We start from the raw sequence: 24,572 nt of genomic DNA, 5'->3' as shown, positions 1-24,572 counted from the left end.
GAGGTCGATTAACAAGCATACTTACTATCGTAGGCCGGGGTGAAATGAAGTGGTTCCTTGATACAGCTTCCCGCAGAGCCCCGGCATGCCTGTAACGTTCAAAGCAAGGAACCCCTTCGGTTCCGCTACAGGAGCGATCATGGCAGATAAGTCCCCCCGCCAGGCACTATCCAAGACCGATCGCCTCACCCTCGGCGTCCTTTCCAGCACCCGAAAACCTGATGAGCGGCGCCTGCCGATACACCCCCTGCATCTGAAACGCATTGCCCCCGAATTGCTGCAGCACCTGATTCTGGAAGAAGGGTACGGCGAGCGGTTCGGTGTCTCAGACTCCCAGCTGGCACCGCTCGTAGGCGGCATCGTCCCACGCGAGCATGTACTGGCGGAGGCGGACGTCGTTCTCCTGCCCAAACCGCAACCCGAGGATCTCGCCGAACTCCGCGACGGGCAGATCCTTTGGGGATGGCCGCACTGCGTTCAGGATCGGGCCATCACCCAACTGGCAATCGACAAAAAGCTCACGCTGATCGCCTTCGAGGCGATGAACCACTGGGCCAGCGACGGCGGCTTCGGCCTGCACGTGTTCCACAAGAACAACGAACTGGCCGGATACTGCTCAGTGCTGCACTCCCTCGCCCTGACCGGCGCTACCGGCGACTACGGACGGCGGCTGAGCGCCGTCGTCATCGGCTTCGGCGCAACGGCACGCGGGGCCGTCACCGCCCTCAACGCCCACGGCATCCATGACGTCCAGGTTCTGACCAACCGGGGAGTGGCCGCCGTCGGTTCACCCATCCATTCGGTACGGATCGCCCAGTTTGACCACAATCATGAGGCACCGTTCCTCAGCGAGGTCATCACCGAACGCGGACGGGTACCGCTGGCGCCATTCCTGGCGGAAAGGGACATCGTGGTCAACTGCACTCTGCAGGACCCAAATGCACCGCTGACCTACCTGAGCACCAAGGACCTGGAGGCTTTCCGGCCCGGCAGCCTGATTGTTGATGTTTCCTGCGATGAGGGTATGGGCTTCAGTTGGGCCAAGCCGACCACCTTTGCCCAGCCCATGTTCACGGTGGGCGACCACATCGACTACTACGCGGTGGATCACAGCCCCTCCTACCTCTGGAATTCCGCCAGTTGGGAGATCAGCGAGGCCCTGCTGCCCTTCCTGGAAACCGTCATCACAGGCCCGGCGGGCTGGGCGCGGAACGAGACCATCAGCCGCGCGATCGAAATCCGCGAGGGGGTCGTCCTGAACCCGGACGTACTGCAGTTCCAGCAACGGGAGCCCGAGTACCCACACCTCCCACTGCCTGCCTGAAGGCGGAACACACCAGACCTCCGCGTCGTTATACCGAGTGATGACGACGGCGTACCAGGAACTGGATTCCGAGGCCGTCGGGTGGCCCACCATCACTCTGGCGGTCCTGGCCGGGATGGTCAAGGATGGATTCATGGACATCACTGACAACGGACCGAACCCCAACGCGTTCAACATTGAGGACGCCACAACGGAAAACGCCGCTTACCGCCGCGTCGCCTGGACAGGCAAGCACCTGCAGGTGACGCTCATGTCGATTGAGCCGGGCGGTGCAATAGGCCTCGAAGTGCATCACGGCACCGACCAGTTCCTGCGTATTGACGCAGGAAAGGGCCGCGTGAAGATGGGACCGTCAAAGGACGACCTCCCCTACCAGCAGGATGTCGGGGACGGCTGGAGCATCCAGGTGCCCGCTGGAACCTGGCACGACGTCGAAAACACCGGCGACGAAGCACTCCGCCTCTACACCATCTACGCGCCTACCCACCACGCCCAGGGCATCGTGCAGAACACGCCGGAAGACGCCGAGAAGGACGAGGACCAGGGCAAGGACGAGCCGCCGAGCTGGGTTGAGGAAGTCGACACCAAGGGCGAAGAGAGCGCCTGAGTCAGCGCACCCGCAAGAACGACGACGGCGCCGCACCCCCGATGGGGTACGGCGCCGTTTCGGTGTGATCAGAACTCAGACCAGCGCGCTCTGCCGCTCCTCCACAAGCTTCAGCACATCCGGGAACAACGGATGATCCGATGAGAGCCCGGTGATCTGTTGAGTAGCTTCGGCTGCCCCTGAGGACCGTAGGAGCTTCTGTAGCTCAACCGCTTCGGCATCCGCCGGATCATCAAAACGCAGCGCTGACCCAATCGCCTTCAGCAAAGCCGATGGCGTAACACCGCGCTCTGCGAGCTCGGCAGCGGGACCGATAAACCGTTCATTCCGGCTGAGTTTGCGCAGGGGCGCGCGCCCCACCCGGTTCACGGTGTCCGGAAGGTGCGGGTTGGTGAAGCGCCCAAGGATCTTCTGGACGTACGCCTCCTGCTCCCCCCCATCGAAGCCGTGCTTATCCACGAGGAGCTGCTTGGTTTCCCCGAGCACCGCTCGAACGTCGGCGGCTACTGACGGATCAGCCATGGCCTCGGAGATTTTCTCCAACCCCGCCTGATACCCAAAGTAGGCCGCCGACGCGTGTCCCGTGTTCACGGTGAACAGCTTCCGCTCGATATACGGGCCGAGTCGATCCACGAACATCGCCCCCGGAATCACCGGCGGATTGTTCCCGAACGGGCTACGGTCGATCACCCACTCGTAGAACGTCTCCACCGTCACGTCCAGGCCCTGGCCGGGCTCCTGATTCGGGACAATGCGGTCCACCGCCGTGTTGGCGAAGACCGCACGGTCCGCCAGGTTCCCGCCTGCCTCGTTCCAGGATGCAACGACGAACTCCCGAAGGATGTCGGTCGCGTTGATCGCGTTTTCACAGGCCATGACCTGCAGCGGGGCGGAGCCGCCGGCCCGTGCGGCTATCCCCTTCGCTATCACCGGTGCCACGAACTTCAGAATGTGCGGCCCTACGGCTGTGGTCACGATGTCCGCCGACGCGATCTCTTCGATCAGCCGACTCTCCTCCGTGGTGGAGTTCACCGCCCGGAAGTTGTCGACTGTATGCACGGCCGGCTGCTCACCCACCTCGTGGACGCGGTAATTCTCCGCGCCCGCCAGCTCGCTGATGAGAGCGTCAGCCACATCCGCGAACACCAACTCATAGCCAGCGTGATGGAGGAGCAGCCCAACAAAGCCGCGCCCGATGTTCCCTGCTCCGAAATGGACCGCCTTCACTATGCGTTGACCTTCCGGAAGATTTCGAGGATCTCCTCAGCCGAGGTCGCTGCCTCCAGCTGCGCCACCTGCGCTTTGTCCGTGAAGACCTTCGCGATGGAGGACAGAATGTGCAGGTGCTCGTTGTTCACACCGGCCACACCGACCACGAACTTGACCTCCTTGCCGTTCCAGTCGATTCCCTCCGGGTAGCGGACAAAAGACACCGCGGACTTGCGGATGTGGCCCTTCGCCGCGTTGGTGCCGTGCGGAATCGCCAGGAAGCTGCCCATGTAGGTGGAGACGGATTCCTCGCGTTCATGCATGGCGCGGAGGTAGCCCTCATCCACTGCGTCGCGGGCCAGCAGCAGCTGCCCTGCCTCGTCGATGGCTGCATCCCGGGAGGTCGAGGAACCGCTGAGTACAACACTTTCCGCAACCAGAATGTCCGACGCCGATTCCTCACCATCCGCAGACGCTGCGGCAGCGTGTGCACCGGCTCCACGGGAGTCAGGAGACGTTCCGCCGACTGCCTCTTCCGCGGCATTTCCTGCCGCGTGCGCTCCACCTGAATCCGCCCTATCACTGCGGCTTTCCTTGACCAGGTCCACGATTTCTTCATACCGGGGGCTGTTCATAAAGTTGTCCACAGAGACGTGCACTGCGCTGGAGGTAGCGGGCTTGGCCCGTTCCGTCAGGTCCTGGTGGGTTACCACGACGTCGTAATCATCCCGTAAATTCGCGATCGAAGCATTGGTGACCTTGACGTCCGGGTAGCCCGCCGCCTTAATCTTGTTCCGCAGTACCGATGCGCCCATCGCGCTTGAACCCATGCCGGCGTCGCACGCAAAAACAATGTTCTGGATCGGTCCGGCAATCACAGCAACGTTCCCGCCACCGGTCAGGTTGGAGGCAACAGAGCTCTTCTTGCCCTTCATCGATTCCATCCGCGAGGTGGCCGCCGCAAGACCGCCCTCATCGCCGTCGTCGTCTTTCTGCTTCGAGGTCTTCAGGATCACCGAAGCAACCAGGAAGGACACGGCGGCCGCAAGGATCACCGAGAGAATCACACCGAAGTAGCTGTCACGGGCCGTCTGGGCGAGTACAGCAATGATCGAACCGGGAGCGGCAGGGGCGACCAGGCCGGAGTTGGTGACGGCGAGCGTCGCGATTCCGGTCATGCCGCCGGCAATGGCGGCCAGGATCAGCAGCGGGCGCATCAGGACGTACGGGAAGTAAATCTCGTGGATGCCGCCGAGGAAGTGGATGATTGCAGCTCCGGGAGCGGACGCCTTGGCAATGCCGCGGCCGAAGAACATGTACGCCAGCAGGATGCCGAGGCCCGGGCCGGGGTTTGCTTCGAGGAGGAACAGGATGGACTTGCCGTCCTCCAGCGACTGTTGGACACCCAGCGGGGTGAGGACGCCGTGGTTGATGGCGTTGTTCAGGAACAGGACCTTGGCGGGCTCGATGAAGATGCTGGTGAGCGGCAGGAGCCCGTTGTTCACCAGGAACTGGACCACGTTGCCCGCAGCCGTGCTGAATGCCTCGACCAGCGGGGAGATACCGTAGAAGCCGATCAACGCGAGTGCTGCTCCCCAGATGCCGGCGGAGAAGTTGTTGACCAGCATCTCGAAACCGGGCTTGATCTTGCCGTCCCAGATTTTGTCGATCTTCTTCATGGTCCAGCCGCCGAGCGGGCCCATGATCATGGCGCCGATGAACATGGGAATACCAGCGCCGACAATCACGCCCATGGTGCCGATTGCACCGACGACGCCACCGCGGACGTCATAGACCATCCGGCCGCCGGTGTAGGCGATCAGGAGCGGCAACAGGTAGGTGATCATGGGGCCCACAAGGCCGGTATTCGGGTTGCCCTCCGCATCCGTTCCGAAGCCGCCCAGCTCCGCAACCGGAAGCCAGCCCGCTTCAATGAAGAGCGCGGTAATGAGTCCCCACGCAATGAATGCACCGATATTGGGCATGATCATGCCGGACAGGAACGTGCCGAACTTCTGGACGCCGACGCGCATGCTGCCCTTGGGCTTCGCAGCTGTCTCTGTTGCCATGTGATTTCCTAACCGTGAGTCCCGCGCCAGCGCAGGATGGTCCGATAGATGTGGAGCACTATGTGGTGGAACTGGTTGAGATCCGGTGGAGCCACTCAAGGAAGAGCTTGAGTTCGGAACTGGACAGCTGATCGGAGTGCGATGACTGCAGTGCTGCATTCAACGCGATCGCAGCCACCACAACCGACGATTTTCCAGACGATTCGTTCCCGTTCTGCTCCGCCTGATCCGAAGCCACCGCATAGATCATGGCGTCGCGGGTCATGGTGGACAGATCGAGGTTCCGGTCAACGACAGCTTCTGCGATCAGCATGAGCGTTACTCCCACGTTGGCTGCCAGGATGCTCCTGGCCGCCTCCCGCGGCTGGACGCTCAACTGGCCGGCAGCAGCGGCCTTGTTCAGCATCTCCTCCATGAGCGCCTCGGCATCTGCAACGATGGCCGGGCGGCTTTCGGGGCGGATATTGCCGAACATCACCAAATAGAGCTCCGGCTGGTTGAGCCCGAATTGCACGTGGTTGTCCCACATCCGCCGGATGTCCACCAGCGGCTGTCCGGACGGGGCAAAATCTCTCTCGCCCGCCACATACTCTTCGAAACCAGCTGAAACCACCGCATCAAACAGGCCTTCCTTATCACCGAAGTGGTGGTACAGGGTAGGCGCGCTCACCTCCGCCAGCTGGGTGATCTGGCGGGTGGAAACGGGAGCTCCAGCAGAGTTGGCCAGCAGTTCTGCGGCTGCACGCAGCAGTCTCATCTTCGCCGGTGGCTGGCCTTCGAAACTCATGGCCGCTAGCCTAGCACCTATAGCAACGCTATATGAACTGCGTCACAACGAAAATGAGGACCTCCAGTGCAGAACTTTCAAGGAGTAGGCGTCAGCCCCGGTCGAGTGATCGGACCGGTCCGCCAGATGCCCAGACCCGTCAGTGAACCTCCGGCCGGGGAACAGCTTCCCGACGGCATGAGCGCCGAGGAGGCAACGGCGGAGCTGAAACAGGCAGCAACGGCGGTCCACGACGAACTCAAGTCGCGTGCCGAGCGCGCGTCCGGTGACGGCAAGGCGGTTCTTGAGGCAACGGCGCTGATGGCCAGGGACACGATGTTGCTCAAAGGCGCCGGGAAGCTGATCGCGAAAGGCCTGTCCAACCAGCGGGCCGTCTGGGAATCCGCGGCCTCAGTGTCCGAGATGCTGCACAACCTCGGCGGGTACATGGCCGAGCGCGCAACGGACGTCCTTGATGTCCGCTCCCGCATCGTCGCCGAGCTCCGCGGCCAGGCAGCTCCGGGCATTCCTGCCTCTGCCACACCGTTTGTCCTCGTCGCTGAGGACCTTGCGCCGGCCGACACCGCCACGCTGGACCCCGCCACTGTCCTCGCCCTCGTCACATCGGGCGGCGGCCCGCAGTCGCACACCGCCATCATTGCCCGCTCCCTCGGACTGCCTGCCGTAGTGGCAGCACCCGGTGTCGACGACCTGCCCGACGGCGCGGAAGTGTACGTCGACGGCGCGGCCGGCACGCTTGTCGAGGAACCAGGGGATGCCGAACGGAGCGCGGCTGCCGCGTGGGAGGAAACAGCTTCACTGCTGGCTGACTTTGACGGCCAGGGCACGACGGCGGACGGTCATCTGGTGCCCCTCCTCGCCAATGTGGGCGGAGCGAAAGACGCTGTGGCTGCAGCCGAGCTTGGGGCCGAAGGAGTTGGCCTGTTCCGGACCGAGTTCTGTTTCCTTGAGCGGGACAGCGAGCCGACCGTCGATGAGCAGGCAGCTGCCTATCAGGGCGTCTTCGACGCTTTTCCCGGCAAGAAGGTTGTACTCCGCACCCTCGATGCCGGAGCGGACAAGCCGCTCCCCTTCCTCACGGACGCGACGGAGCCTAACCCGGCATTGGGGGTCCGCGGTTACCGCACGGACCTCACCTCCCCCGGCGTGCTGCAGCGGCAGCTCGAGGCAATTGCCCGCGCCGCTGAACAGTCGGAAGCAGACGTGTGGGTGATGGCACCCATGATTTCGACGGCGGACGAGGCTGCGAAGTTCGCCTCCATGTGTGCTGACGCCGGCCTGAAGACGCCCGGCGTGATGGTGGAAGTGCCGTCCGCTGCCCTGACCGCGGACGCCATCCTCCGCGAGGTGTCGTTCGCGAGCCTCGGCACCAACGACCTCACGCAGTACGCCATGGCGGCGGACCGCCAGCTTGGCCCCCTTGCAGCGCTCAACACACCCTGGCAGCCGGCCGTGCTGCGGCTGGTCCGCCTTTCAGCCGAAGGCGCGGCAACGGAAGGCGCAGCCGCAGAACGTAACGCCAAACCGGTGGGAGTCTGCGGTGAGGCAGCAGCGGACCCTGCGCTCGCCGTCGTACTGGTGGGTCTGGGCGTTACCACGCTGTCCATGACCGCGCGGTCCCTGGCAGCGGTGGCAGCTGTGCTCAAGACCGTGACGTTGGAGCAGGCGCAGGAACTGGCAGAACTTGCACTCTCCGCGCGCACCGCTGAAGATGCCCGGAGCGCCGTGCGCGGCAAGCTCCCCGTGCTGGAAGACCTCGGTCTGTGATTCGTCTCCTATGCCCGGTGACGGCCTTGACGCGGACCGTCGCCGGGGCATAGGACTCAGGTATCAGCTATTCGGATACGCGAGGAGAGACCATGAGCGAAAGCACGTCGGACAAGCCGCAGGAAATTAACGAGGACCTGCCGGGCAAGCCGCCGGTCGATCCGGATGTGCAGTCCGATCCCGCCGCCGATGCCAGCGATCAGGGCGACTGGACCGGCGAGGGCGGGGCAACGCCGTCGGGCGCGGCAACCGACGCGGCCGATGATGACCGCCCCACCAACGAGGAGGACGAGCAGCGCGGGGAGTGAGACTACTCAACGAAGGTCGGTGACATTATGGTGCGTCGGTGACCGCGATCATCCCCTGCGCGCCCCGCTCGGCATCAGCGAGGGAATGATTGAGGAACATGTAGTTTCCGGGTTGGTCGAATTGGAGTTCCACGAAACCGCCCTGAGCCGGCGCAAGGTCGAGTGATTGGGCGCCGCCCTGCTCCGGATTGTCCTTCCTCAAAAGGTAGGCGCCTTCCTTGAAGACGGTGTCGAACTGGTCACCGACGATGTGGAAGCTGGTACCGCGCGAAGGCCCGGCCGCCATCACCCACACGCGGACGCGTTCACCGCTCTCCGCCTGAAGCGGCTGAAACATGTACTGGTTAGCGTGTCCGTTCCACATGACGGCGTCCGGTTGCCCCGCAGCGATCGCCCTTACATCCACCGCACCGGAGCCGTCCTCAAGGTAGGCCTCCGACTGCACCAGGAGGTACTCGCGGTCGGCGGGCGGCAGGTTCGGCGGATCAATAATCACCGCACCGAACATCCCGGAGGCAATATGGGCCGAGACAGGCGCGGTGGCACAGTGATACAGCCAGATGCCGGACCGCTCGGCGCGGAACCGGTAGACCAGGGATTCCCCGGGCGGGATGGAGCGCATGACTTCTTCAGGAGAGACCGCGCCCGCATGGACGTCGATTGAATGCCCGATGCTCCCGTTGTTGACCAGCGTGATCTCAAACGTGTCGCCGACCCTACCGCGCAGGGTTGGGCCGTTAACCTGCCCGTTGTAGGTCCACGCTTCCTGGAGAACCCCCGGAGCGATGGCGCGCTGCTCCTGCGTGATCTCGAAAGTGAAGCGGTGCACCGTGCCTGCCGGCGCCGGTTGGAGGGCCGCTTCGCGCGCCACAAAGCCGGGGCCGGAGTCCTCGCTGAGGTTGAGCGGCCCGCCGGTACCGCCGCTCCCGCCATGGCCGCCGTGGTTGCTCTCGCCACCGTGGTTGACCCCGGCTGCCGCAGCCGGATCATCACTGGGGCCGCCAATCACGTTGACCTTGAACACCATCCCCATGCTCCGGTGCCCGACGACAGTGCACCAGCCGTCCGTGCCGGCCGCGATGAGGCCGGCGTCCAGGATGGCTGTTTCTCCCGGGCGGAGGCGCTCCGACCGTTCGCCCGTTTCGAGCGCGAGGTCATGCACGGTGGTGGGATCATCATTGCTCAGTTCGATGAGCAGCGTGTTCCCGGCAGGCACGTCCACGGACGCCGGGTGGAACTGCATGTCCCGCGCAGAAACCTTGACGCGGGTTTCTTCACCGGTTGCCTCTACCTCGGCGGTCCCGGCCCGCTGGGCCAGGTTCAGTCCAACCGCCGCCGGGTCCAGCATGATGCCCGCTCCTGCTCCCGCCAGGACGATCACGATGCCGGCCGCCGCCCCGGCCAGATGGCGTTGCGGAGCCGGAGTAGGCTCGATGGTCACCCGCACCGGGCGCCGGAGTCCGTTGGACCCATCCTGGTCGCGGAGCGTCGCTTTCCGCGCAGCCACCGAGACCCTTACCGCGCGGAGCATGAGCGGCAGGAAGGACACATAAGCGGCGAGAACCAGCGCTGAGGTAATCACCCTGACCCAACTGGCCTCACTGAACAAGAAGATGAGCAGGCCGAAGTTGATGACTGCGATCCGCAGCATCGCGAAGCGGTTGGTTTCCTGCAGCGCGTTGCGGACAGCCACCGGACCGCCGCCCATAACGGTGGGCATGAGGAAGCTCATGGCGCCCAGGAGTACCTGGGCGGCGAAGCCGGCAACCACGGGAACGGTGAGCAGGTGCAACCGCTCCGGGTCCGCCGGCCCGGTGACGATCAGGAGGAAGAGTCCCAGCAGTGAACCGGTGAGCCAGAGCAGTCCCGCAGCCACAGAGAATGTGGAATAGTCGTTGGGCCGCTTCTGCAGGGCGCACTTGACGAAGTAGAACCCGGTGATCACGACGCCGTCGAGGTAGACAAGCACCCCCAGCGCAGTGGGAATGGCCCACCCGCCCAGCGCCCCAACGGTTGTCAACAGCGTCCCGGCGAGCATGGCCGCGAGACCCCAGCGCCCCGCGCGCGCAAGCCCGTCCACCATGCGGGTCCGCAGCATGGTGGGCCACAGCGTCACCAGGGTTCCAATAACGGTAAGCCCGACGAACCCGAGCACATTGAGCGCCTGGTGAGCCAGCAGGAACCGCGCATGCGCGCGCTCATCGAGCCCGTACGCCAGAACTGCACCGAACGCAGCACCGACCGGCAGCAACAGCGCGGCGGCGATGTAGTACTTGATCGTTGACCCGAAGCGGGACGGCAGAGCCGTCCTCAGCTGTTGCATCAGGGACACTGCATGCCAGGTCACCATGGCTCCGATAACGACGGCGCCCACCAGCGTCAGCGCCCAGATGCCGGTCAGTACACCCGCAACAGTGGCTGCGATGCCGAGGTTCAGCAAACGGATGCGGAGCACCTGGATGTTCCGGTGCTCCTCGCCGAGCCGGTTTTTCAGCAAAGCCTCTGCGAAGTGCTGGCTCCAGACCAGGATGGAGTTCGTGACCATTCCCAGCACGAACATGTGGACCAGCAGCCAGCGGGACTCCGGCACCCACCGGTGAACCAGCGCCAGCACTAGCAGCAGCACAAACCAGACCAGCACCGGCCTACTGGCCTTCCGATGCCAGGACGCCCGTGCGGCCGGCGGCCGGTCCGTCGTCGTCGTTCTCATAGTGCTTACCGCCGCTTCATGGTGCTAGCCGCCCACCGGATCAGTTGGCTGAATTCATCCAGAGGTCAGGACCGAAGACCTCGTAGTGGATGCGGTCCGCCGGGACCCCGGCGGCAAGTGCCTCCGCGCGGATGTTCTTCATGAAGGGAAGCGGACCGCACAGGTACACAGACGCGCCATCGGGAATGTCCAGCCCCTTCAGGGACATGAACCCGGGGTGTGCAGTGCCGGTCGGGTTCTCCAGCCATAGTGTCAGCCGGGCGCCGGTGAGTGCATCGACGTCGGCATTCATCTGGTCCTTCAACGCCCACTGGTCGAGGCTGCGCTCGGCATGGAGCACCAGGACCTCACGCTCAGAGCCGCGCTCCACCAGTGAGCGCAGGATGGACGCTGACGGAGTGCAGCCGATGCCTGCGGTGGCGAGCACCAGCGGCGCGTTCCCGTCAGCAAGAGTGACGTCACCGTATGGGTTGGATACCTCGATCACGTCCCCGACAGCGACGTCGTTGTACAGGACCGGCGAAACCTCTCCGTTGTCATCGCGCTTCGTGGTGAAGACCCGCCGGCGGGAGCTGGTCTCCGCCGACAGCGAGTACTGGCGCACCTGACGGAGACCGTCGGCCAACTGCACGCGGACGCTGACAAACTGACCGGGTTTGGCGAGGGTTACCGGCGTGTCATCCGCCGGCTCAAGCGTGAAGGTCATGGCCGCGGTTCCCGCCGACTGCTTGGCGACGACGGTCCAGGAACTCCAGGGCTGAGTGTTGGCCTGTTCGGCGTAGAGCCCCGTTTCGATCTTGATAAGGGCGTGGGCCATGAGCCAGTACACCTCGCTCCAGGCAGCAGCGATCTCGCTGGTGATGACGTCGCTGAGCTCATGCGCGATTGCCTCAAACAGGTACTTGTAGACGACGTCGTACTGTTCCGGTGCGATTCCCAGGGAGGCGTGCTTGTGTGCGATGCGCGAAAGCATCACCTCGGGGTAGGTCTCCGGGTGGCGGACCAGGTGCGCAGCGAATCCGGCAACGCTTCCGGCGAGCGCCTGTTGCTGGGAGCCGTTCTTCTGATTGGCCCGGCTGAACAGACCGTCCAGCAGTTCGGGGTGCGCTGCGAAAAGACGCTCATAGAAGTTCTTGGCGATGCCCGGCATGCGCTCTCCAACAAGGGGGAGGGTAGCTTCAATGATGGGAAGGGACTGATCCGAGAGCATCGTTTTCTCCTGCGTAGAAGGGCTTACACAAGAAAAGTAGCATTTCTGATACCAGTTTTTGCAGTAATTTCTACAACACGTAGAAAATTCCTTGAATTTGAGCTGTCAGGCCGACTTACGTGTGTGCAAAGTCACGAAGACCGGGCCCATCTGCTCCGTTCTAGGCAGTTCTGAAATAACGAGGTCATCCAGTTCCGAGTAGAAGGCCTCGCGTGCCCGGCGCAGTGCAGCGCGCAGCGAACAGCGATGGTTCAGCGGGCATCCGCCTGCGGCACTTTCACAGTCGACGACATCGGCACGGTCATCCAGCTGCCTGAGGAGCCAACCCACCGTGGCGTGCCGCCCGGCTTGGCTGAGGGTCACGCCCCCGCTGCGTCCCCGCGTAATGTCAACGAGTCCAAGCGTACGCAGACGCGCGATGGCCTTGCTGACGTGGTTGTAAGGAGTGCCGATGCCGTCCGCGATGTCCCGGGATGTGAGCAGGTCCCCTTCCGGGGCCGCCGACAGCAGCATTACTGCGCGCAGGCATACGTCTGCAAACGCGTTGATCCTCATGCTTTAAGTCTAGGTCAGCTAACAAAATCAATGCACCGCCACCCCATGCTCCGCGGGTCAGGACGGCGGCTGAGAGTTTTCGGGCTTGCCCTTCACCGCGAAGAGAGTGAAAAGGAGCGCAACCAGTGCTGTGACCGTGAGCAACATCAGCCCGATGAAGTAACTGTTGTCCTCGGCGTCGTAGGTGGCGCCCATAATCAATGGCGGAAAGTAGCCGCCCAAACCGCCCGCAGCGCTGACAATCCCTGCAACCGCACCTACCTTCTCCGGCGGAGACAGTACCCCCACCCATGCGAAGACGCCGCCCGCACCGAGACCGAGCGCCGCAGCCATTGCAAGGAAGGTCAGCCCCGCCGGCACCTCGCCGGCCGGCTTGAGGTTCACCACCCAGGCGAGGATGGCAACAGCGGCAAGGGAGGTGAGAACCACTGGTTTCGCCCCGATCCGGTCCGCCAGGATACCGCCCACCGGGCGAGCCAGCACCGCCGCGAGAGCAAAGCCCGCTGTGCGTGTTCCGGCCGCCGTGAGGTCGAACTCATAGATGTCCCGCAGGTAGGTGGGCAAATAGGTCGAAAATGACACGAACCCGCCAAAGACCACGGCGTAGAGGAAACACATCCGCCAGGTCACTCCCAGCCGTGCGGCGCCCAGGAGTTTCGCGGCGACTCCGGTTGACGGGACCGACGGTCTCGCAGGTGCCTCCTGCATGAAAAGCCACACCACGATGGCCGTGGCCACCAGCAGCCCGGCAATGAGAAGGTGCGTGGCAAGATAGCCGATCAGGTCCACGAGCCGCGGTGTGAAGAAGGCAGACAGTGCGGTTCCGCCCATGCCGGCACCGAAGACGCCGGTGGCGAATCCCCGCCTTTCGGGCTCGTACCAGGCGGAGACAAAAGGTATCCCGACGGCGAAGACGGTTCCGGCGATCCCCAGCAGGAACCCTGCCGCAATGAGGAGGAGATAGGAATTGATGGTTCCCCCCAGGGCCACCAGCAGGATCGGCGGGACGGCTGCGAGCAGTACGGCAGTGAACATGACCCTTCCGCCGTAACGGTCCGTGAGGACACCGACCACAATCCGCCCGACCGACCCCACCAGCACGGGCATCGCTACCAGTGCTGCCGTTGCGGAGGGGGCAAGGCCCAGCTGCGCAGTGTACGTGCCGCTGAGTGGTGCAATGACCGTCCACGCGAGGAAACCAACCACTGAGGCGAGCGTTGCCAGCGCCAGGTTGCGGGTCTTCCCCGGTGTATGGGTAGCCGGCGGAGTTGCGCTGGCCGGCGTCTGTGGACCCATCTCTTCCCCTCTGCCTCGTCCTTATCGCCTGCGGTTATCGCGGTCCGGTGTACCGACGGGCGCCCAGCCCCGACGCGAGGGTGAACTGCCCGAACCTCTGCGATCCCTCGACCTGTAGACGATGTAGGGCCGGAACAGGTAATGGAGGGGAGCAGTGAACGCATGCACCAGGCGGGTGAATGGCCAGATGACAAACAGCAGCATGCCCACCAGCGTGTGCAGGTGGAAGGAGAACGGAGCGGCCGCCATGGATGCAATGTCTGGTTGGAAAATGAAGAGGGAACGGAACCAGGGCGCTACCGTCTCACGGTAGTTGTGCCCGTGCCCGCCAAGGAAGACACTCGCCAGCGTGGTCCACAATCCGAAGACGATCGCGGCCGCGAGAACCACGTACATCATCTTGTCATTGCGTGTTGTCGCCATGAAGACAGGGCCTGTCTTACGGCGGCGGTAGATCAGGATCGCGATCCCGCCAAGAGTGCCGATTCCTGCGATCCCCCCGACGAAGAGCGCGTTGAAGTGATAGAAGTCCTGGCTCATCCCCACTGCTTCGGTCCAGGACATGGGAATGACCAGACCAAAGAAGTGGCCGGCCACTACCGCCAGAATGCCGAAGTGAAACAGCGGTGATCCGATCCGCAGCAGCCGGGACTCGTACAGCTGCGAGGAGCGCGTCGTCCAGCCGAACTGGTCATAGCGGTACCTCCAGATGAGCCCGCCGATGAGCACCGCCATTGAGACGTACGGGGCGATTCCCCAGAGCAGGACGTCCATGGTCAACCTTTCGATGAACTCAGGGGGAGCAGGCGCGGATCATACGGATCAAGGCCCACGGATTCCGTCTGCGGCCCTTGTCTGGCCAGCCGCATGACGGCGTTGCGGTCCGCGGGTGACGGGCCGGGCAGGGTGTCGCACACTGCACGCACGAGGTCGGCGTGCGCCAGCTTGTCGTCCTCGAGAGCCAACCGGATCAGTTCGACGCTCGGGCGGAATCCCAGCAACAGATCCCTTCCTGCAGCCGGGTCCACCGTGGCTGCGAACTCGAGGACCATCGGCAGGTAGTCAGGCAGTTCACCGTCCAGGTCCACCAACACCTCGCTGCGCCGGTACACCCGCTTGAATTCGCCCAGCACCTCGCCCCTGCGCCTGGTATCGCCGTCGGTCCAGTAGGACAGATGGAGCGAGTGCCGCCGGCTCAGGTCGAATTCCTGCACATACGTCGCCTGGACGTCGGGCAGTGCAATGGTCTCGAGCTGACGGAGGACGGACTCAAAGGGTGCAAGCGCGCCGTCGTGCTCGGAGAGAGCCGCCCGGATCAGCGGGATCCGGCCGAGCAGCTCCTCATCGGGATAGGACAGGCACCAGGCCGCGGCGAGGTAGGTGACGGCCTCCCTTCCCTCGCGTCCCTCGTGCGTAGACCTCTTCGACGTCCAGCCGCCAAAGAGCTTGCTCATCGCCGTTCCTCCCCATCGGAGTGATCGTATTCCTGCGGATCATCGCGCGGCTGGTCAGGGAACATGCCCTCGGGCACACCATTGCCGTCCCAATTCAGCAGATTGACCCGACCACGCAGCGTCTCCCGACCTCCGGGAGCGTCGGAGGTCTGCCGCTGCTGCAGCGCATTGAACGTTTCCACTGCGACCGGTGTCGGTACGCCGCTGGCCTCCCCGAAGGGGGAGTCCTGCATGCCGGGGCCGCCGTCGAAATCGAGGGAACATCCCAGCTCCTCGAGATCGTGTGCCTGCTCCACGTGGGCTTTCGGAATCACATAGCGTTCGTCGTACTTGGCGATAGCCATCAACCGGTACATCTCATACATCGTTTCGCCCTCCATCCCGACGGAAGCCGGAATGGAATCGTCCGGATCGTTGCCCAGGCTGATGCCGCGCAGATAGGAGCGCATGGCAGCGAGCTTCTTCAACACACCGGTAACCATCTCGGAATCGCCGGCGGTGAAAAGCTCGGCAAGGTACTCAACCGGAATGCGCAACTCGTCGATGGCGCCGAACAGGTTTCCGTGGTCTTCAGCGTCATGCCCTTGGTCGCGCAGCAGGTCAACAATCGGAGAGAGCGGCGGAACGTACCAGACCATTGGCATGGTGCGGTACTCCGGGTGCAGCGGAAGGGCTATCTTGTAGACTTTCGCGAGCGCGTAGACGGGCGAGCGCTGCGCGGCATCGATCCAGTCGTCCGGGATGTCCTGCTCGCGGGCGGTCGCAACCACGGCCGGGTCATTGGGATCCAGCAGCACGTCCAGCTGCGCCTGGTAAAGATCCTTGTCATCCGGAACCGATGCCGCTTCGGTTACTTTGTCTGCGTCATACAGGAACAGGCCCAGATAGCGCAGGCGGCCAACACAAGTCTCCGAGCATACGGTGGGCAGTCCCACCTCGATCCTGGGGTAGCAGAACGTGCACTTCTCCGCCTTCCCTGTCTTGTGGTTGAAGTAGACCTTCTTGTACGGGCAGCCCGTGATGCACTGACGCCACCCGCGGCAGCGGTCCTGGTCAATCAGCACGATTCCGTCTTCCACCCGCTTGTAGATAGCGCCGGAGGGGCAGGAGGCCATACAGGAGGGGTTGAGGCAGTGCTCGCAGATCCGCGGCAGGTAGAACATGAAGGTCTGCTCGAACTCGAACTTGATCTTGTCTGCGGACTCCTTTCGGACTTTCTCGACCATCGGATCCAGATGGCCCATCTCCGTTGTGCCGGCCAGGTTGTCATCCCAGTTGGCGGACCAGGTCACCTTGGTGTCTTCCCCGGTGATGAGCGACTTCGGCCTGGCAACGGGGAAGTCGTCGCCGAGCGGGGCGTCCACGAGGTTCTTGTAGTCATACGTCCAGGGCTCGTAGTAGTCGGCCAGCTCAGGCTGCACGGGACTCGCGAAGAGCCCAAGCATCTTCTTCAGCCGTCCGCCGCCCTTCAGTTTCAGGCGGCCGCGCTTGTTCAACTCCCAACCCCCGCGCCATTTATCCTGGTCCTCGTAACGCCGGGGGTACCCCTGCCCGGGCCGGGTTTCAACATTGTTGAACCAGACATACTCGGTGCCCGCCCGGTTGGTCCAGGCCTGCTTGCAGGTCACCGAGCAGGTGTGACACCCGATGCACTTGTCCAGGTTCATCACCATGCCCATCTGAGCCATGACACGCATCAGTACTTCACCTCCTGTGAACGACGGCGGATCCTCGTAACCATGTCCCGCTGGTTTCCCGTTGGGCCCAGATAGTTGAAGGCGTAGGCGAGCTGGGCGTAGCCGCCGATCATGTGGGTCGGTTTGACCAGCAGCCTGGTCACCGAGTTGTGGATTCCGCCGCGCCGGCCGGTCGCCTCGGACTTCGGTACATCGATCGTCCGTTCCTGTGCGTGGTAGACGAAAACGACGCCGGACGGCATCCGGTGGCTGACGATCGCCCGGCCGACCAGTACGCCGTTGGTGTTGACGCACTCAACCCAGTCGTTGTCCTTCACCTCAATGGAGGCAGCGTCCGCAGGGCTCATCCAGACGGTCGGGCCGCCGCGTGAAAGCGAAAGCATCAGCAGGTTGTCCTGGTACTCCGAGTGGATGGACCATTTCGAGTGGGGGGTGAGGTACCGCACCGTGATTTCTCTGGTGCCGTCGGGGCCCAGCTTCGGCTCACCGAACAGCCGGTTCATGTCGAGCGGCGGCCGGTAGATGGGCAGGGCCTCGCCGACGTCACGCATCCAGTCGTGATCCAGGAAGAAGTGCATGCGTCCCGTCAGTGTGTGCCAGGGCTTCAACCGTTCAACGTTGACGGTGAACGGAGCGTAACGGCGGCCCCCCGTCTCCGAGCCGGACCATTCCGGCGAGGTGATTACAGGAACCGGTCCTGCCTGCGTCTGGGCGAAGGTAATGCGTTTCTCCTCCGACCCCTCCGCCAGGTCCGCCAACTTCACTCCGGTGCGTTTCTCGAGGTCCTTGAAACCCTGGACGGCAAGCTCACCGTTGGTGGTTCCGGAGAACGCCAGTATTGCCTCAGCCATCTTCGAATCGGTGTCGATCGCCGGCCGGCCGTTGCCCGCGCCGCCCTGCATGACCCCGTTTGAGTGCCCCAGCCGGTCAACTTCCCGTTTGACACGGTAAGTGATGTTTTTGACGGTGAAGCCCAGCGTGTCGGCCAGCGGCCCCACGGACGCGAGCTTGTCGGCAATAGCGGTGTAGTCCCGCTCGACAATATGGAAATTGGGCATGTTCTGGCCGGGAACAGCCGGAATGTCCTCCCGGCGCCAATCGCGCACCACACCTCCCGGCTGAGCAACCTGCCCGGGGGTGTCATGCTGCAGCGGCACACTCACCAGGTCTTTGCGCACACCGAGGTGCGTCTTGGCCTGGCGGGAAAACTCCCTGGCCAGCAGGTGGAAGGTCTCAAAATCCGACTTCGATTGCCACGGCGGGTCAATAGCCGGGGTGAAGGCATGGACAAATGGGTGCATGTCGGTGGAGGAGAGATCGTGTTTCTCATACCAGGTTGCGGCAGGGAAGACGATGTCCGAGAGCAGCGTGCTCGACGTCATCCGGAAGTCCGCGGTGACCAATAGGTCCAGCTTCCCCTGCGGCGCTTCCTCATGCCACGTGACGTCCTCGGGAAGCTGGCCGCTGGAATGGTCCTCGCCCATCACGTTGTTGTGGGTCCCGAGCAGGTTGCGGAGAAAGTACTCGTTTCCCTTTGCCGAGCTTCCGAACAGATTGGACCGCCAGAGCATCAGGGTGCGCGGCCAGTTTTTCGGGGAGTCGACGTCCTCAATGGCCGGATTGAGCTTGCGGCTTTTCAACTGATCCGCAATGTACGACGGCGCGTCGGCCACCTCACCGCGATCCACCGCGTCCTGGGCTTCCTCGGCCAGATCCAGCGGGTTCCGGTCGAACTGCGGGTAGAAGGGCATCCAGCCGAGCCGGTTGGACTGCGCCAGGGCATCGGCGGTGTGCATGCCGTCGAGGTTTCCGGTGGACAGCGGTGACTTCAGCGCGTCAGCGGAGTAGCCGTCCTGGCGCCACTGGTCAGTGTGCATGTACCAGTAACCCGTGCCGATCATGGTGCGCGGCGGCCGGGACCAATCCAACGCGTTGGCCAATGAGATCCACCCGGTGATCGGCCTGCATTTCTCCTGGCCGACGTAGTGGGCCCAACCGCCGCCGTTGCGGCCCATGCACCCGGTGAGCATCAGAAGCGACAACACTGCCCGGTAGGTTGCATCCCCGTGGAACCACTGGCAGATTCCCGCACCCATGATGATCATCGAGCGGCCGTTGGACTGCTCGGCATTGCGGGCGAACTCGCGCGCCACCCGGATGCAGGCCTGCGCGGGGACGCTCGTGATCTCCTCCTGCCACGCTGGCGTGTAGGGAGTAGCAGCATCGTCGTAACTGCCGGCCCACTCCCCCGGCAGCCCCTCGCGGCCAACACCGTACTGGGCAAGCATGAGGTCGAACACCGTGGTGACGAGGTGCCCTTCGACCTCCCGAACGGGAACGCCGCGGCGCTGGACTCCTGCCTCACCGGACGGGTCATCGAAGCGCGGCATGAGGATCTCGGCGCTGCCGGCACCGGACGTTTCCAGCATGGACAGCGCGGGGTCAACCTCTCCTAGGTCGAGGTTCCACTTACCCATGCCGTCGTCGTTGTAGCGGTGTCCCATCGTGCCGTTGGGGACGGCGACCCGGCCGGTCTTCTGGTCGAACAGGACCGTCTTGAACGCATCATCCTCGCCCGGAGCATGTGAGCTCAGATCCGCGGCGGTGAGGAATTTGGTCGGGACCAGTGCGCCGCCGTCGTGCTGTTCCAACCGGACAAGGAATGGCAGGTCCGTGAACTGGCGGACGTAGTTGCGGAAGAACGGGACCTCCCTGTCCACGAAGAACTCCTTGAGCATCACGTGGCCCATGCCCATTGCCAGCGCGGCGTCCGTGCCTGCCTGGGCAGGCAGCCACTCGTCGGCGAACTTGGTGTTGTCCGCGTAGTCGGGGCTCACCGAGACCACCTTGGTTCCGCGGTAACGCACCTCCGTCATCCAGTGCGCGTCCGGCGTACGGGTCACAGGTACGTTCGAGCCCCACATCATCAGGTAGGTCGCGTCCCACCAGTCGCCCGACTCCGGAACATCCGTCTGGTCACCGAACACCTGCGGGCTGGCCACCGGCAGGTCCGCGTACCAGTCGTAGAAGGACGTCATCACTCCGCCGATGAGCTGGATGAAGCGGTTACCCGCGGCGTGGGACACCATGGACATCGCGGGAATCGGCGAGAAGCCGGCCACCCGGTCCGGTCCGTGGGCTTTGATGGTGTGGACGTGCGCCGCCGCGGCGATCTCGATTGCTTCCTGCCAGGGAATCCGGACGAGGCCGCCCTTGCCGCGGGCCTGCTGGTAGCGCCGCCGCCGATCGGGATCGTTCACAATGTCTGCCCATGCCAGCACGGGGTCCTTCAGCCGGGCTTTTGCCTCCCGGTACATCTCAATGAGCACACCGCGTCCGTACGGGTAGCGGACCCGGGTTGGGGAATAGGTGTACCAGGAAAAGGCCGCTCCGCGGGGACAGCCGCGCGGTTCATATTCCGGGCTGTCGGGACCTACGGAAGGGTAATCGGTCTGCTGCGATTCCCAGGTGATGATGCCGTCCTTGACGTACACCTTCCAGGAGCACGAGCCCGTGCAATTGACCCCGTGCGTGGAGCGGACCACTTTGTCATGGCTCCAGCGGTCCCGGTAGAAGATGTCGCCGCTTCTTCCGCCTTCCCTGAAAACCGCCCGGCCGTCATCGGTTTCTTCCCACTTGCTGAAGAAACGCCCCAGCTTCAACAACGCGTCAGAGGCCGAACCATCAAGCCCCGCACGAACAGGTCCCTGTGCCATAAAACCAACCTAGGCTAGGCAAGTATTACTGACCAGCGTTTCTCAGCTGTTTGGAATAAGTCAACGTAAATGTGTGGTTTTGGCGGGCAACGAGTTCGATCGGGCGCATCAACATCGGGCGCATCAGTGACGTCCGGTGGAACTACGCAGCGCACCGTACATAATGGAAACCATGAGCGCCGAGACCGAACAATTCGTTGGACACATCGCCAGCCTGGGCACCACATCGGGAGTGCGCATCGTCATCGGCATGTGGGGCGCGTCCCCGTACGGTGCATTCACCGACGTGATGGTGCAGAGCGCCGAGGGAACGCGCACGCTGCTCGCTCCGACGTCGGCCGTCGCCGACTACGTGTCCGGAGCCTATTCCTTCGACATTGTGCGCACCGTTCCGCTGACGGTCAGCATGGGAGAGGATTCGCTCGCCCTCGATGCCGGCCCACTCAGTATCCGCGCGGAACTGGGTGAGTCAACCGTCGTCGGGCGTGTGCTCGGCCTGATTCCTACCATGATCGCCACGCATCCGCGCTGGCTGACTGCCATCAATCCCATCTCCAAAATCATCATGCCCGGCGTGCGCACAGCAGGTACCACGAAGGACGGCCGCCGGCAGTTCTACGGCGTTACCGGCGCCCGGGTCATCACCGCCGCAACGGCGTCGTGGGCGGGCGATCCACTCGGCGAGCTCACGAGCGTGCGTCCCCGCGTGCGGTTCGGGTTCAGCTCGGTGCCGAAGAAGCCGCAGGTGGTGGACGTAACGACGACGGTGCTGCCGCTCACCGAATCAACGGCAGTTTCCGATACCTGACGCCGCTAGGCAGCTTCTGCCGCCACTTTGCTGCCGGGTGTGTTGCGTCCGCGCAACGAGAGGCCCGCGGTCTCGGGAGTCTTGATGAGCGCGAGAGCTCCGATCACGCACGCGCCCATCATGTACATGGCCGGGACCAGATTGTTCCCGGTGCTTTCCACGAGTGCTCCGTTGACCACCGGGGCTGTTCCGCCGAACAGGGCAGTGGCGACGTTGTAGGTAATGGCAAAGCCGGCAAACCGTACGTGGGTGGGAAACAGGGATGGGAACATCGCCGAAATGGTCGCAAGCTGCGGCAGGTAGAGGAGTCCGAGGACCGCAAACGCCAGCAGTGCAAATCCGAACCCCAATCCCATGAGCATGTACATCGGCACTGCCAGGACAAACAGCCCGATCAGAGAGAACCACCACAGAGGCTTGCGTCCGACCCGGTCGGACAGTGCTCCAAAAAAGGGGATCAAGGCCATCAACACGACTTGTCCGATGAGCAGCAGGGTAAAAGTGGCGTCCGCGTCCATGTCGATCGTGACCTGAAGGTAGGTAGGCATGTACTGCAGGAACGTGTAGTTCACTACGTTGAGGGCGATTACGAGCCCTGACATCGAGAGGATCGGACGCCAGTACTTGGTCAGCAGGTCCTTCAGCGCCACCCCGGCTTTGGATTCGGTTTCGCCCTTCGACTCCGCCTCCCGGAAGACGGGAGTGTCCTCGAGCTTCTTGCGAAGGTACCAACCAACCGCTCCAATGGGACCCGCGATGAGGAACGGAATGCGCCAGCCCCAGTCGGCCATGGCGTCGGCGCCGATGATCAATTGGCACAACAGAGCGACCAGGCTGCCCAAGGCAAACCCCGCGAGCGTGCCGAACTCCAGGAAGCTGCCGTAGAAACCGCGTTTCCTGTCCGGGGAGTATTCAGCCATGAAGGTCGCCGCGCCACCATACTCACCGCCGGCAGAGAAGCCCTGAATCAACCTCAGCAGAACCAGCAGCGCCGGAGCGAGGAAGCCGGCGGCGTCATACGTTGGCAGCAGACCGATGCAGAAAGTGGAACCCGCCATCAACAGGATGGTCATCGCCAGCACGGACTTCCGTCCGATCTTGTCACCCAACGGACCCCAGAAGAACCCGCCGAATGGCCGCACCAGAAATGAGACGGCGAAGGTTCCCAGCGCCCAGACCGTTGCCTGGTCTCCCGGGAAGAAAATGGAACTGATGTACACCACCATCAGTCCGTAGATGCTGTAGTCGAACCACTCGACACCATTGCCGATCGCGGAGGCGCCGATCGCCTTCCGAAGTGTCCGTTTCCCTTCGGGAGTTTCGGAATCCGGAGTGGCGAATTCCCCTGCGTCCGTTGTGGGAGGTCCGGTTGTTCTCTCCTGCTCAGCCATGCGTCTCCTTCGTGTGGAGGCGCCCACGGCGCCCATGGGTCTCACAACGAAACTATGAGTTCGGCTGCGGGAGTGTCAAAGGGCGCCCACCACCAACGGAACTTTCGGGCAGGTCCGGCGACTTGCCGACGTCGTCAGCTCACCAGACCTGCGCAAAAGTTCCTGTTCAAGGAGCGACAGTTACGAACCGGAAAGCTTCTCGCTTGCCTCCGGGTCCGATTCGCGCAGGAACTTCGCAATGCGCTCCGCCTCATCGATCTCACCGATCGAGGCCGCCGCACGGCCGAGCGCGTTCAGCGCGCGCAGGAAGCCGCGGTTCGGCTCATGCGAGTACGGCACCGGACCCGCTCCGCGCCACCCGTTCCGGCGGAGCGCATCCAGCCCGCGGTGGTAGCCGGTGCGTGCGTAGGCGTAGGACTCGATGGTGCGTCCGTCGCCATACGCCTCGTCGGCGAGGATGGCCCACAATAACGACGACGTCGGGTGCTTGGCTGCCAGATCGACAGCCTCGTCCCCTGCCGCCAGACGGGACACAACATCCGGCTCCTCGGGAAGGAGCGTAGGCTCCGGGCCCAGGAGGTTCTTGCGGAACTCGTCCGACATCAGAGCTTCTTGCCCGCTGATCCAAGCGACTTGGCGGCCTCGACAACGCGGGCTGCCAGGCCGGCTTCCGCGGACGCACCCCAGACGCGCGGATCATAGGTCTTCTTGTTGCCCACCTCGCCGTCGACCTTCAGGACGCCGTCATAGTTCCTGAACATATGGTCCGCCACCGGGCGGGTGAAGGCGTACTGCGTATCCGTGTCGATGTTCATCTTGATCACGCCGTAGGAAACGGCGTCAGCGATCTCCTGGTCCGAGGAGCCGGAACCACCGTGGAACACGAGGTCGAACGGCTTGTCCTTTCCGATCTTCGAACCCACCTGCTCCTGAATGTCCTTCAGGATTTCGGGGCGCAGCTTCACACCGCCCGGCTTGTAGACTCCGTGAACGTTTCCGAAGGTCAGCGCAGTGATGTAACGGCCGTGCTCGCCGGCTCCGAGGGCGTCAATGGTTGCCATTGCGTCTTCCACCGTGGTGTAGAGCTTGTCATTGATCGCGTTTTCGACTCCGTCTTCCTCACCGCCGACGGTGCCGATCTCGACTTCGAGAATGATCTTCGCCGCGGCGGCGCGGGGCAGGATCTCCTTGGCGATCCGCAGGTTTTCCTCGAGCGTCTCGGCCGAGCCATCCCACATATGGGACTGGAAAAGCGGGTTTTCACCGCGCTTGACTGCTTCCTCCGATGCGGCCAGCAGCGGCAGCACGAAGTCGTCGAGCTTGTCCTTCGGGCAGTGGTCCGTGTGCAGCGCAATGTTGACGTCATAGCTCTTGGCGACCTCGCGCGCAAAGGCTGCGAAACCGAGGGAGCCGGCAACCATGTTCTTGACGGAGGCGCCGGACCAGTAGGCTGCACCGCCCGTGGAAACCTGGATGATGCCGTCAGAGCCAGCTTCGGCGAAACCCCGAATGGCCGCATTCAGCGTCTGGGAGGACGTTACGTTCACCGCCGGGTAGGCGAAGCCGCCGGCCTTGGCGCGGTCGATCATCTCGGCGTAACTGTCCGGTGTGGCGATGGGCATGGCAACTCCTCGTATGGTTTTTCGGGCACTCAAGGCTCACGC

19 protein-coding genes are annotated in these 24,572 nt (G+C 63.5%); 5 read left to right on the top strand and 14 right to left on the bottom strand.

Features of this window, described 5'->3' with window-relative positions; all coding sequences use genetic code 11:
- Positions 1 to 139: 139 nt before the first annotated feature.
- A complete protein-coding gene (locus tag ASH00_RS06145; protein WP_056545969.1) occupies positions 140 to 1,324 on the top strand; it encodes a N(5)-(carboxyethyl)ornithine synthase in 1,185 nt (394 codons plus the stop codon).
- Positions 1,325 to 1,364: 40 nt separating this feature from the next.
- The gene (locus ASH00_RS06140) at positions 1,365 to 1,931 is read left to right on the top strand and encodes a cupin domain-containing protein (RefSeq protein ID WP_235563168.1); all 567 of its coding nucleotides are present in this window, start codon (positions 1,365 to 1,367) and stop codon (positions 1,929 to 1,931) included.
- Between the two features lie 75 nt (positions 1,932 to 2,006).
- Here the strand turns inward: ASH00_RS06140 and ASH00_RS06135 are convergent, their stop codons facing one another.
- The 3 genes from ASH00_RS06135 to ASH00_RS06125 are packed head-to-tail and all read right to left on the bottom strand — an operon-like array spanning position 2,007 to position 5,996.
- Positions 2,007 to 3,158 (bottom strand): mannitol-1-phosphate 5-dehydrogenase, encoded by a 1,152-nt coding sequence (locus ASH00_RS06135; protein ID WP_056545967.1) that lies wholly within the window; start codon positions 3,156 to 3,158, stop codon positions 2,007 to 2,009.
- Positions 3,158 to 5,209, bottom strand: a complete 2,052-nt coding sequence (locus tag ASH00_RS06130; RefSeq protein ID WP_056545965.1) for a PTS mannitol transporter subunit IICBA — start codon at positions 5,207 to 5,209, stop codon at positions 3,158 to 3,160. Before ASH00_RS06130 ends, ASH00_RS06135 begins: the two co-directional genes overlap by 1 nt.
- A gap of 58 nt (positions 5,210 to 5,267) precedes the next feature.
- Positions 5,268 to 5,996 (bottom strand): TetR/AcrR family transcriptional regulator, encoded by a 729-nt coding sequence (locus ASH00_RS06125; RefSeq protein WP_056545963.1) that lies wholly within the window; start codon positions 5,994 to 5,996, stop codon positions 5,268 to 5,270.
- Positions 5,997 to 6,062: 66 nt separating this feature from the next.
- Here ASH00_RS06125 and ptsP point away from each other — a divergent pair, with 66 nt between their 5' ends.
- Both ptsP and ASH00_RS06115 read left to right on the top strand, forming a co-directional pair.
- Positions 6,063 to 7,763, top strand: coding sequence for a phosphoenolpyruvate--protein phosphotransferase (gene ptsP / locus ASH00_RS06120; RefSeq protein WP_056545961.1), 1,701 nt, complete (start codon positions 6,063 to 6,065; stop codon positions 7,761 to 7,763).
- Between the two features lie 92 nt (positions 7,764 to 7,855).
- Complete coding sequence (locus ASH00_RS06115; RefSeq protein WP_082565908.1) at positions 7,856 to 8,071, top strand: hypothetical protein; 216 nt, start codon at positions 7,856 to 7,858, stop codon at positions 8,069 to 8,071.
- A 25-nt stretch (positions 8,072 to 8,096) separates the two neighbouring features.
- Here the strand turns inward: ASH00_RS06115 and ASH00_RS06110 are convergent, their stop codons facing one another.
- The 8 genes from ASH00_RS06110 to ASH00_RS06075 all read right to left on the bottom strand — a co-directional run bounded on the left by ASH00_RS06110 (position 8,097) and on the right by ASH00_RS06075 (position 20,709).
- Positions 8,097 to 10,781, bottom strand: a complete 2,685-nt coding sequence (locus ASH00_RS06110) for a multicopper oxidase domain-containing protein (RefSeq protein ID WP_056545959.1) — start codon at positions 10,779 to 10,781, stop codon at positions 8,097 to 8,099.
- A 40-nt stretch (positions 10,782 to 10,821) separates the two neighbouring features.
- Positions 10,822 to 11,991 carry a globin domain-containing protein gene (locus ASH00_RS06105; RefSeq protein ID WP_056545955.1) on the bottom strand — a complete coding sequence of 390 codons (1,170 nt, stop codon included), beginning with the start codon at positions 11,989 to 11,991 and terminating at the stop codon, positions 10,822 to 10,824.
- A 105-nt stretch (positions 11,992 to 12,096) separates the two neighbouring features.
- On the bottom strand, positions 12,097 to 12,546 hold the full coding sequence (locus ASH00_RS06100) for an RrF2 family transcriptional regulator (protein ID WP_056545952.1): 450 nt from the start codon (positions 12,544 to 12,546) through the stop codon (positions 12,097 to 12,099).
- Positions 12,547 to 12,603: 57 nt separating this feature from the next.
- Positions 12,604 to 13,842 (bottom strand): MFS transporter, encoded by a 1,239-nt coding sequence (locus tag ASH00_RS06095; protein ID WP_056545950.1) that lies wholly within the window; start codon positions 13,840 to 13,842, stop codon positions 12,604 to 12,606.
- A gap of 21 nt (positions 13,843 to 13,863) precedes the next feature.
- A complete protein-coding gene (narI, locus tag ASH00_RS06090) occupies positions 13,864 to 14,616 on the bottom strand; it encodes a respiratory nitrate reductase subunit gamma (RefSeq protein WP_056545949.1) in 753 nt (250 codons plus the stop codon).
- Positions 14,617 to 14,618: 2 nt separating this feature from the next.
- Positions 14,619 to 15,296, bottom strand: coding sequence for a nitrate reductase molybdenum cofactor assembly chaperone (narJ, locus tag ASH00_RS06085; RefSeq protein ID WP_056545947.1), 678 nt, complete (start codon positions 15,294 to 15,296; stop codon positions 14,619 to 14,621).
- On the bottom strand, positions 15,293 to 16,993 hold the full coding sequence (gene narH / locus ASH00_RS06080; RefSeq protein ID WP_056545945.1) for a nitrate reductase subunit beta: 1,701 nt from the start codon (positions 16,991 to 16,993) through the stop codon (positions 15,293 to 15,295). Before narH ends, narJ begins: the two co-directional genes overlap by 4 nt.
- Positions 16,993 to 20,709, bottom strand: a complete 3,717-nt coding sequence (locus ASH00_RS06075; protein ID WP_056545943.1) for a nitrate reductase subunit alpha — start codon at positions 20,707 to 20,709, stop codon at positions 16,993 to 16,995. Before ASH00_RS06075 ends, narH begins: the two co-directional genes overlap by 1 nt.
- Positions 20,710 to 20,881: 172 nt before the next feature.
- Between ASH00_RS06075 and ASH00_RS06070 the strand changes: the two genes are divergently transcribed.
- Complete coding sequence (locus tag ASH00_RS06070) at positions 20,882 to 21,517, top strand: hypothetical protein (RefSeq protein ID WP_056545941.1); 636 nt, start codon at positions 20,882 to 20,884, stop codon at positions 21,515 to 21,517.
- 5 nt (positions 21,518 to 21,522) lie between these two features.
- Here the strand turns inward: ASH00_RS06070 and ASH00_RS06065 are convergent, their stop codons facing one another.
- From ASH00_RS06065 to fbaA, 3 genes are all read right to left on the bottom strand, one after another.
- On the bottom strand, positions 21,523 to 22,908 hold the full coding sequence (locus ASH00_RS06065) for an MFS transporter (RefSeq protein ID WP_056545939.1): 1,386 nt from the start codon (positions 22,906 to 22,908) through the stop codon (positions 21,523 to 21,525).
- Between the two features lie 180 nt (positions 22,909 to 23,088).
- Positions 23,089 to 23,511, bottom strand: coding sequence for a DUF3151 domain-containing protein (locus tag ASH00_RS06060; RefSeq protein WP_056545938.1), 423 nt, complete (start codon positions 23,509 to 23,511; stop codon positions 23,089 to 23,091).
- Positions 23,511 to 24,545, bottom strand: coding sequence for a class II fructose-bisphosphate aldolase (fbaA, locus tag ASH00_RS06055; protein WP_268760495.1), 1,035 nt, complete (start codon positions 24,543 to 24,545; stop codon positions 23,511 to 23,513). Before fbaA ends, ASH00_RS06060 begins: the two co-directional genes overlap by 1 nt.
- Positions 24,546 to 24,572: the final 27 nt, after the last annotated feature.

This window comes from Arthrobacter sp. Soil782, assembly GCF_001428435.1.
In the GTDB taxonomy this organism is placed as follows: domain Bacteria; phylum Actinomycetota; class Actinomycetes; order Actinomycetales; family Micrococcaceae; genus Arthrobacter_D; species Arthrobacter_D parietis.
This window is presented reverse-complemented; position numbering and strand designations above follow the sequence as displayed.

Excerpts from the sequence above, each read along its gene's own strand:
- ASH00_RS06115 (WP_082565908.1), top strand. The coding sequence starts at position 7,856 with ATGAGCGAAAGCACGTCGGACAAGCCGCAGGAAATTAACGAGGACCTG.
- ASH00_RS06100 (WP_056545952.1), bottom strand. The coding sequence starts at position 12,546 with ATGAGGATCAACGCGTTTGCAGACGTATGCCTGCGCGCAGTAATGCTG.
- ASH00_RS06125 (WP_056545963.1), bottom strand. The coding sequence starts at position 5,996 with ATGAGTTTCGAAGGCCAGCCACCGGCGAAGATGAGACTGCTGCGTGCA.
- ASH00_RS06140 (WP_235563168.1), top strand. The coding sequence starts at position 1,365 with ATGACGACGGCGTACCAGGAACTGGATTCCGAGGCCGTCGGGTGGCCC.
- ASH00_RS06105 (WP_056545955.1), bottom strand. The coding sequence starts at position 11,991 with ATGCTCTCGGATCAGTCCCTTCCCATCATTGAAGCTACCCTCCCCCTT.
- ASH00_RS06145 (WP_056545969.1), top strand. The coding sequence starts at position 140 with ATGGCAGATAAGTCCCCCCGCCAGGCACTATCCAAGACCGATCGCCTC.
- ASH00_RS06070 (WP_056545941.1), top strand. The coding sequence starts at position 20,882 with ATGAGCGCCGAGACCGAACAATTCGTTGGACACATCGCCAGCCTGGGC.
- ASH00_RS06130 (WP_056545965.1), bottom strand. The coding sequence starts at position 5,209 with ATGGCAACAGAGACAGCTGCGAAGCCCAAGGGCAGCATGCGCGTCGGC.
- narI (WP_056545949.1), bottom strand. The coding sequence starts at position 14,616 with ATGGACGTCCTGCTCTGGGGAATCGCCCCGTACGTCTCAATGGCGGTG.
- ASH00_RS06065 (WP_056545939.1), bottom strand. The coding sequence starts at position 22,908 with ATGGCTGAGCAGGAGAGAACAACCGGACCTCCCACAACGGACGCAGGG.
- ASH00_RS06060 (WP_056545938.1), bottom strand. The coding sequence starts at position 23,511 with ATGTCGGACGAGTTCCGCAAGAACCTCCTGGGCCCGGAGCCTACGCTC.
- ASH00_RS06110 (WP_056545959.1), bottom strand. The coding sequence starts at position 10,781 with ATGAGAACGACGACGACGGACCGGCCGCCGGCCGCACGGGCGTCCTGG.
- narH (WP_056545945.1), bottom strand. The coding sequence starts at position 16,993 with ATGCGTGTCATGGCTCAGATGGGCATGGTGATGAACCTGGACAAGTGC.
- ASH00_RS06075 (WP_056545943.1), bottom strand. The coding sequence starts at position 20,709 with ATGGCACAGGGACCTGTTCGTGCGGGGCTTGATGGTTCGGCCTCTGAC.
- ASH00_RS06095 (WP_056545950.1), bottom strand. The coding sequence starts at position 13,842 with ATGGGTCCACAGACGCCGGCCAGCGCAACTCCGCCGGCTACCCATACA.
- narJ (WP_056545947.1), bottom strand. The coding sequence starts at position 15,296 with ATGAGCAAGCTCTTTGGCGGCTGGACGTCGAAGAGGTCTACGCACGAG.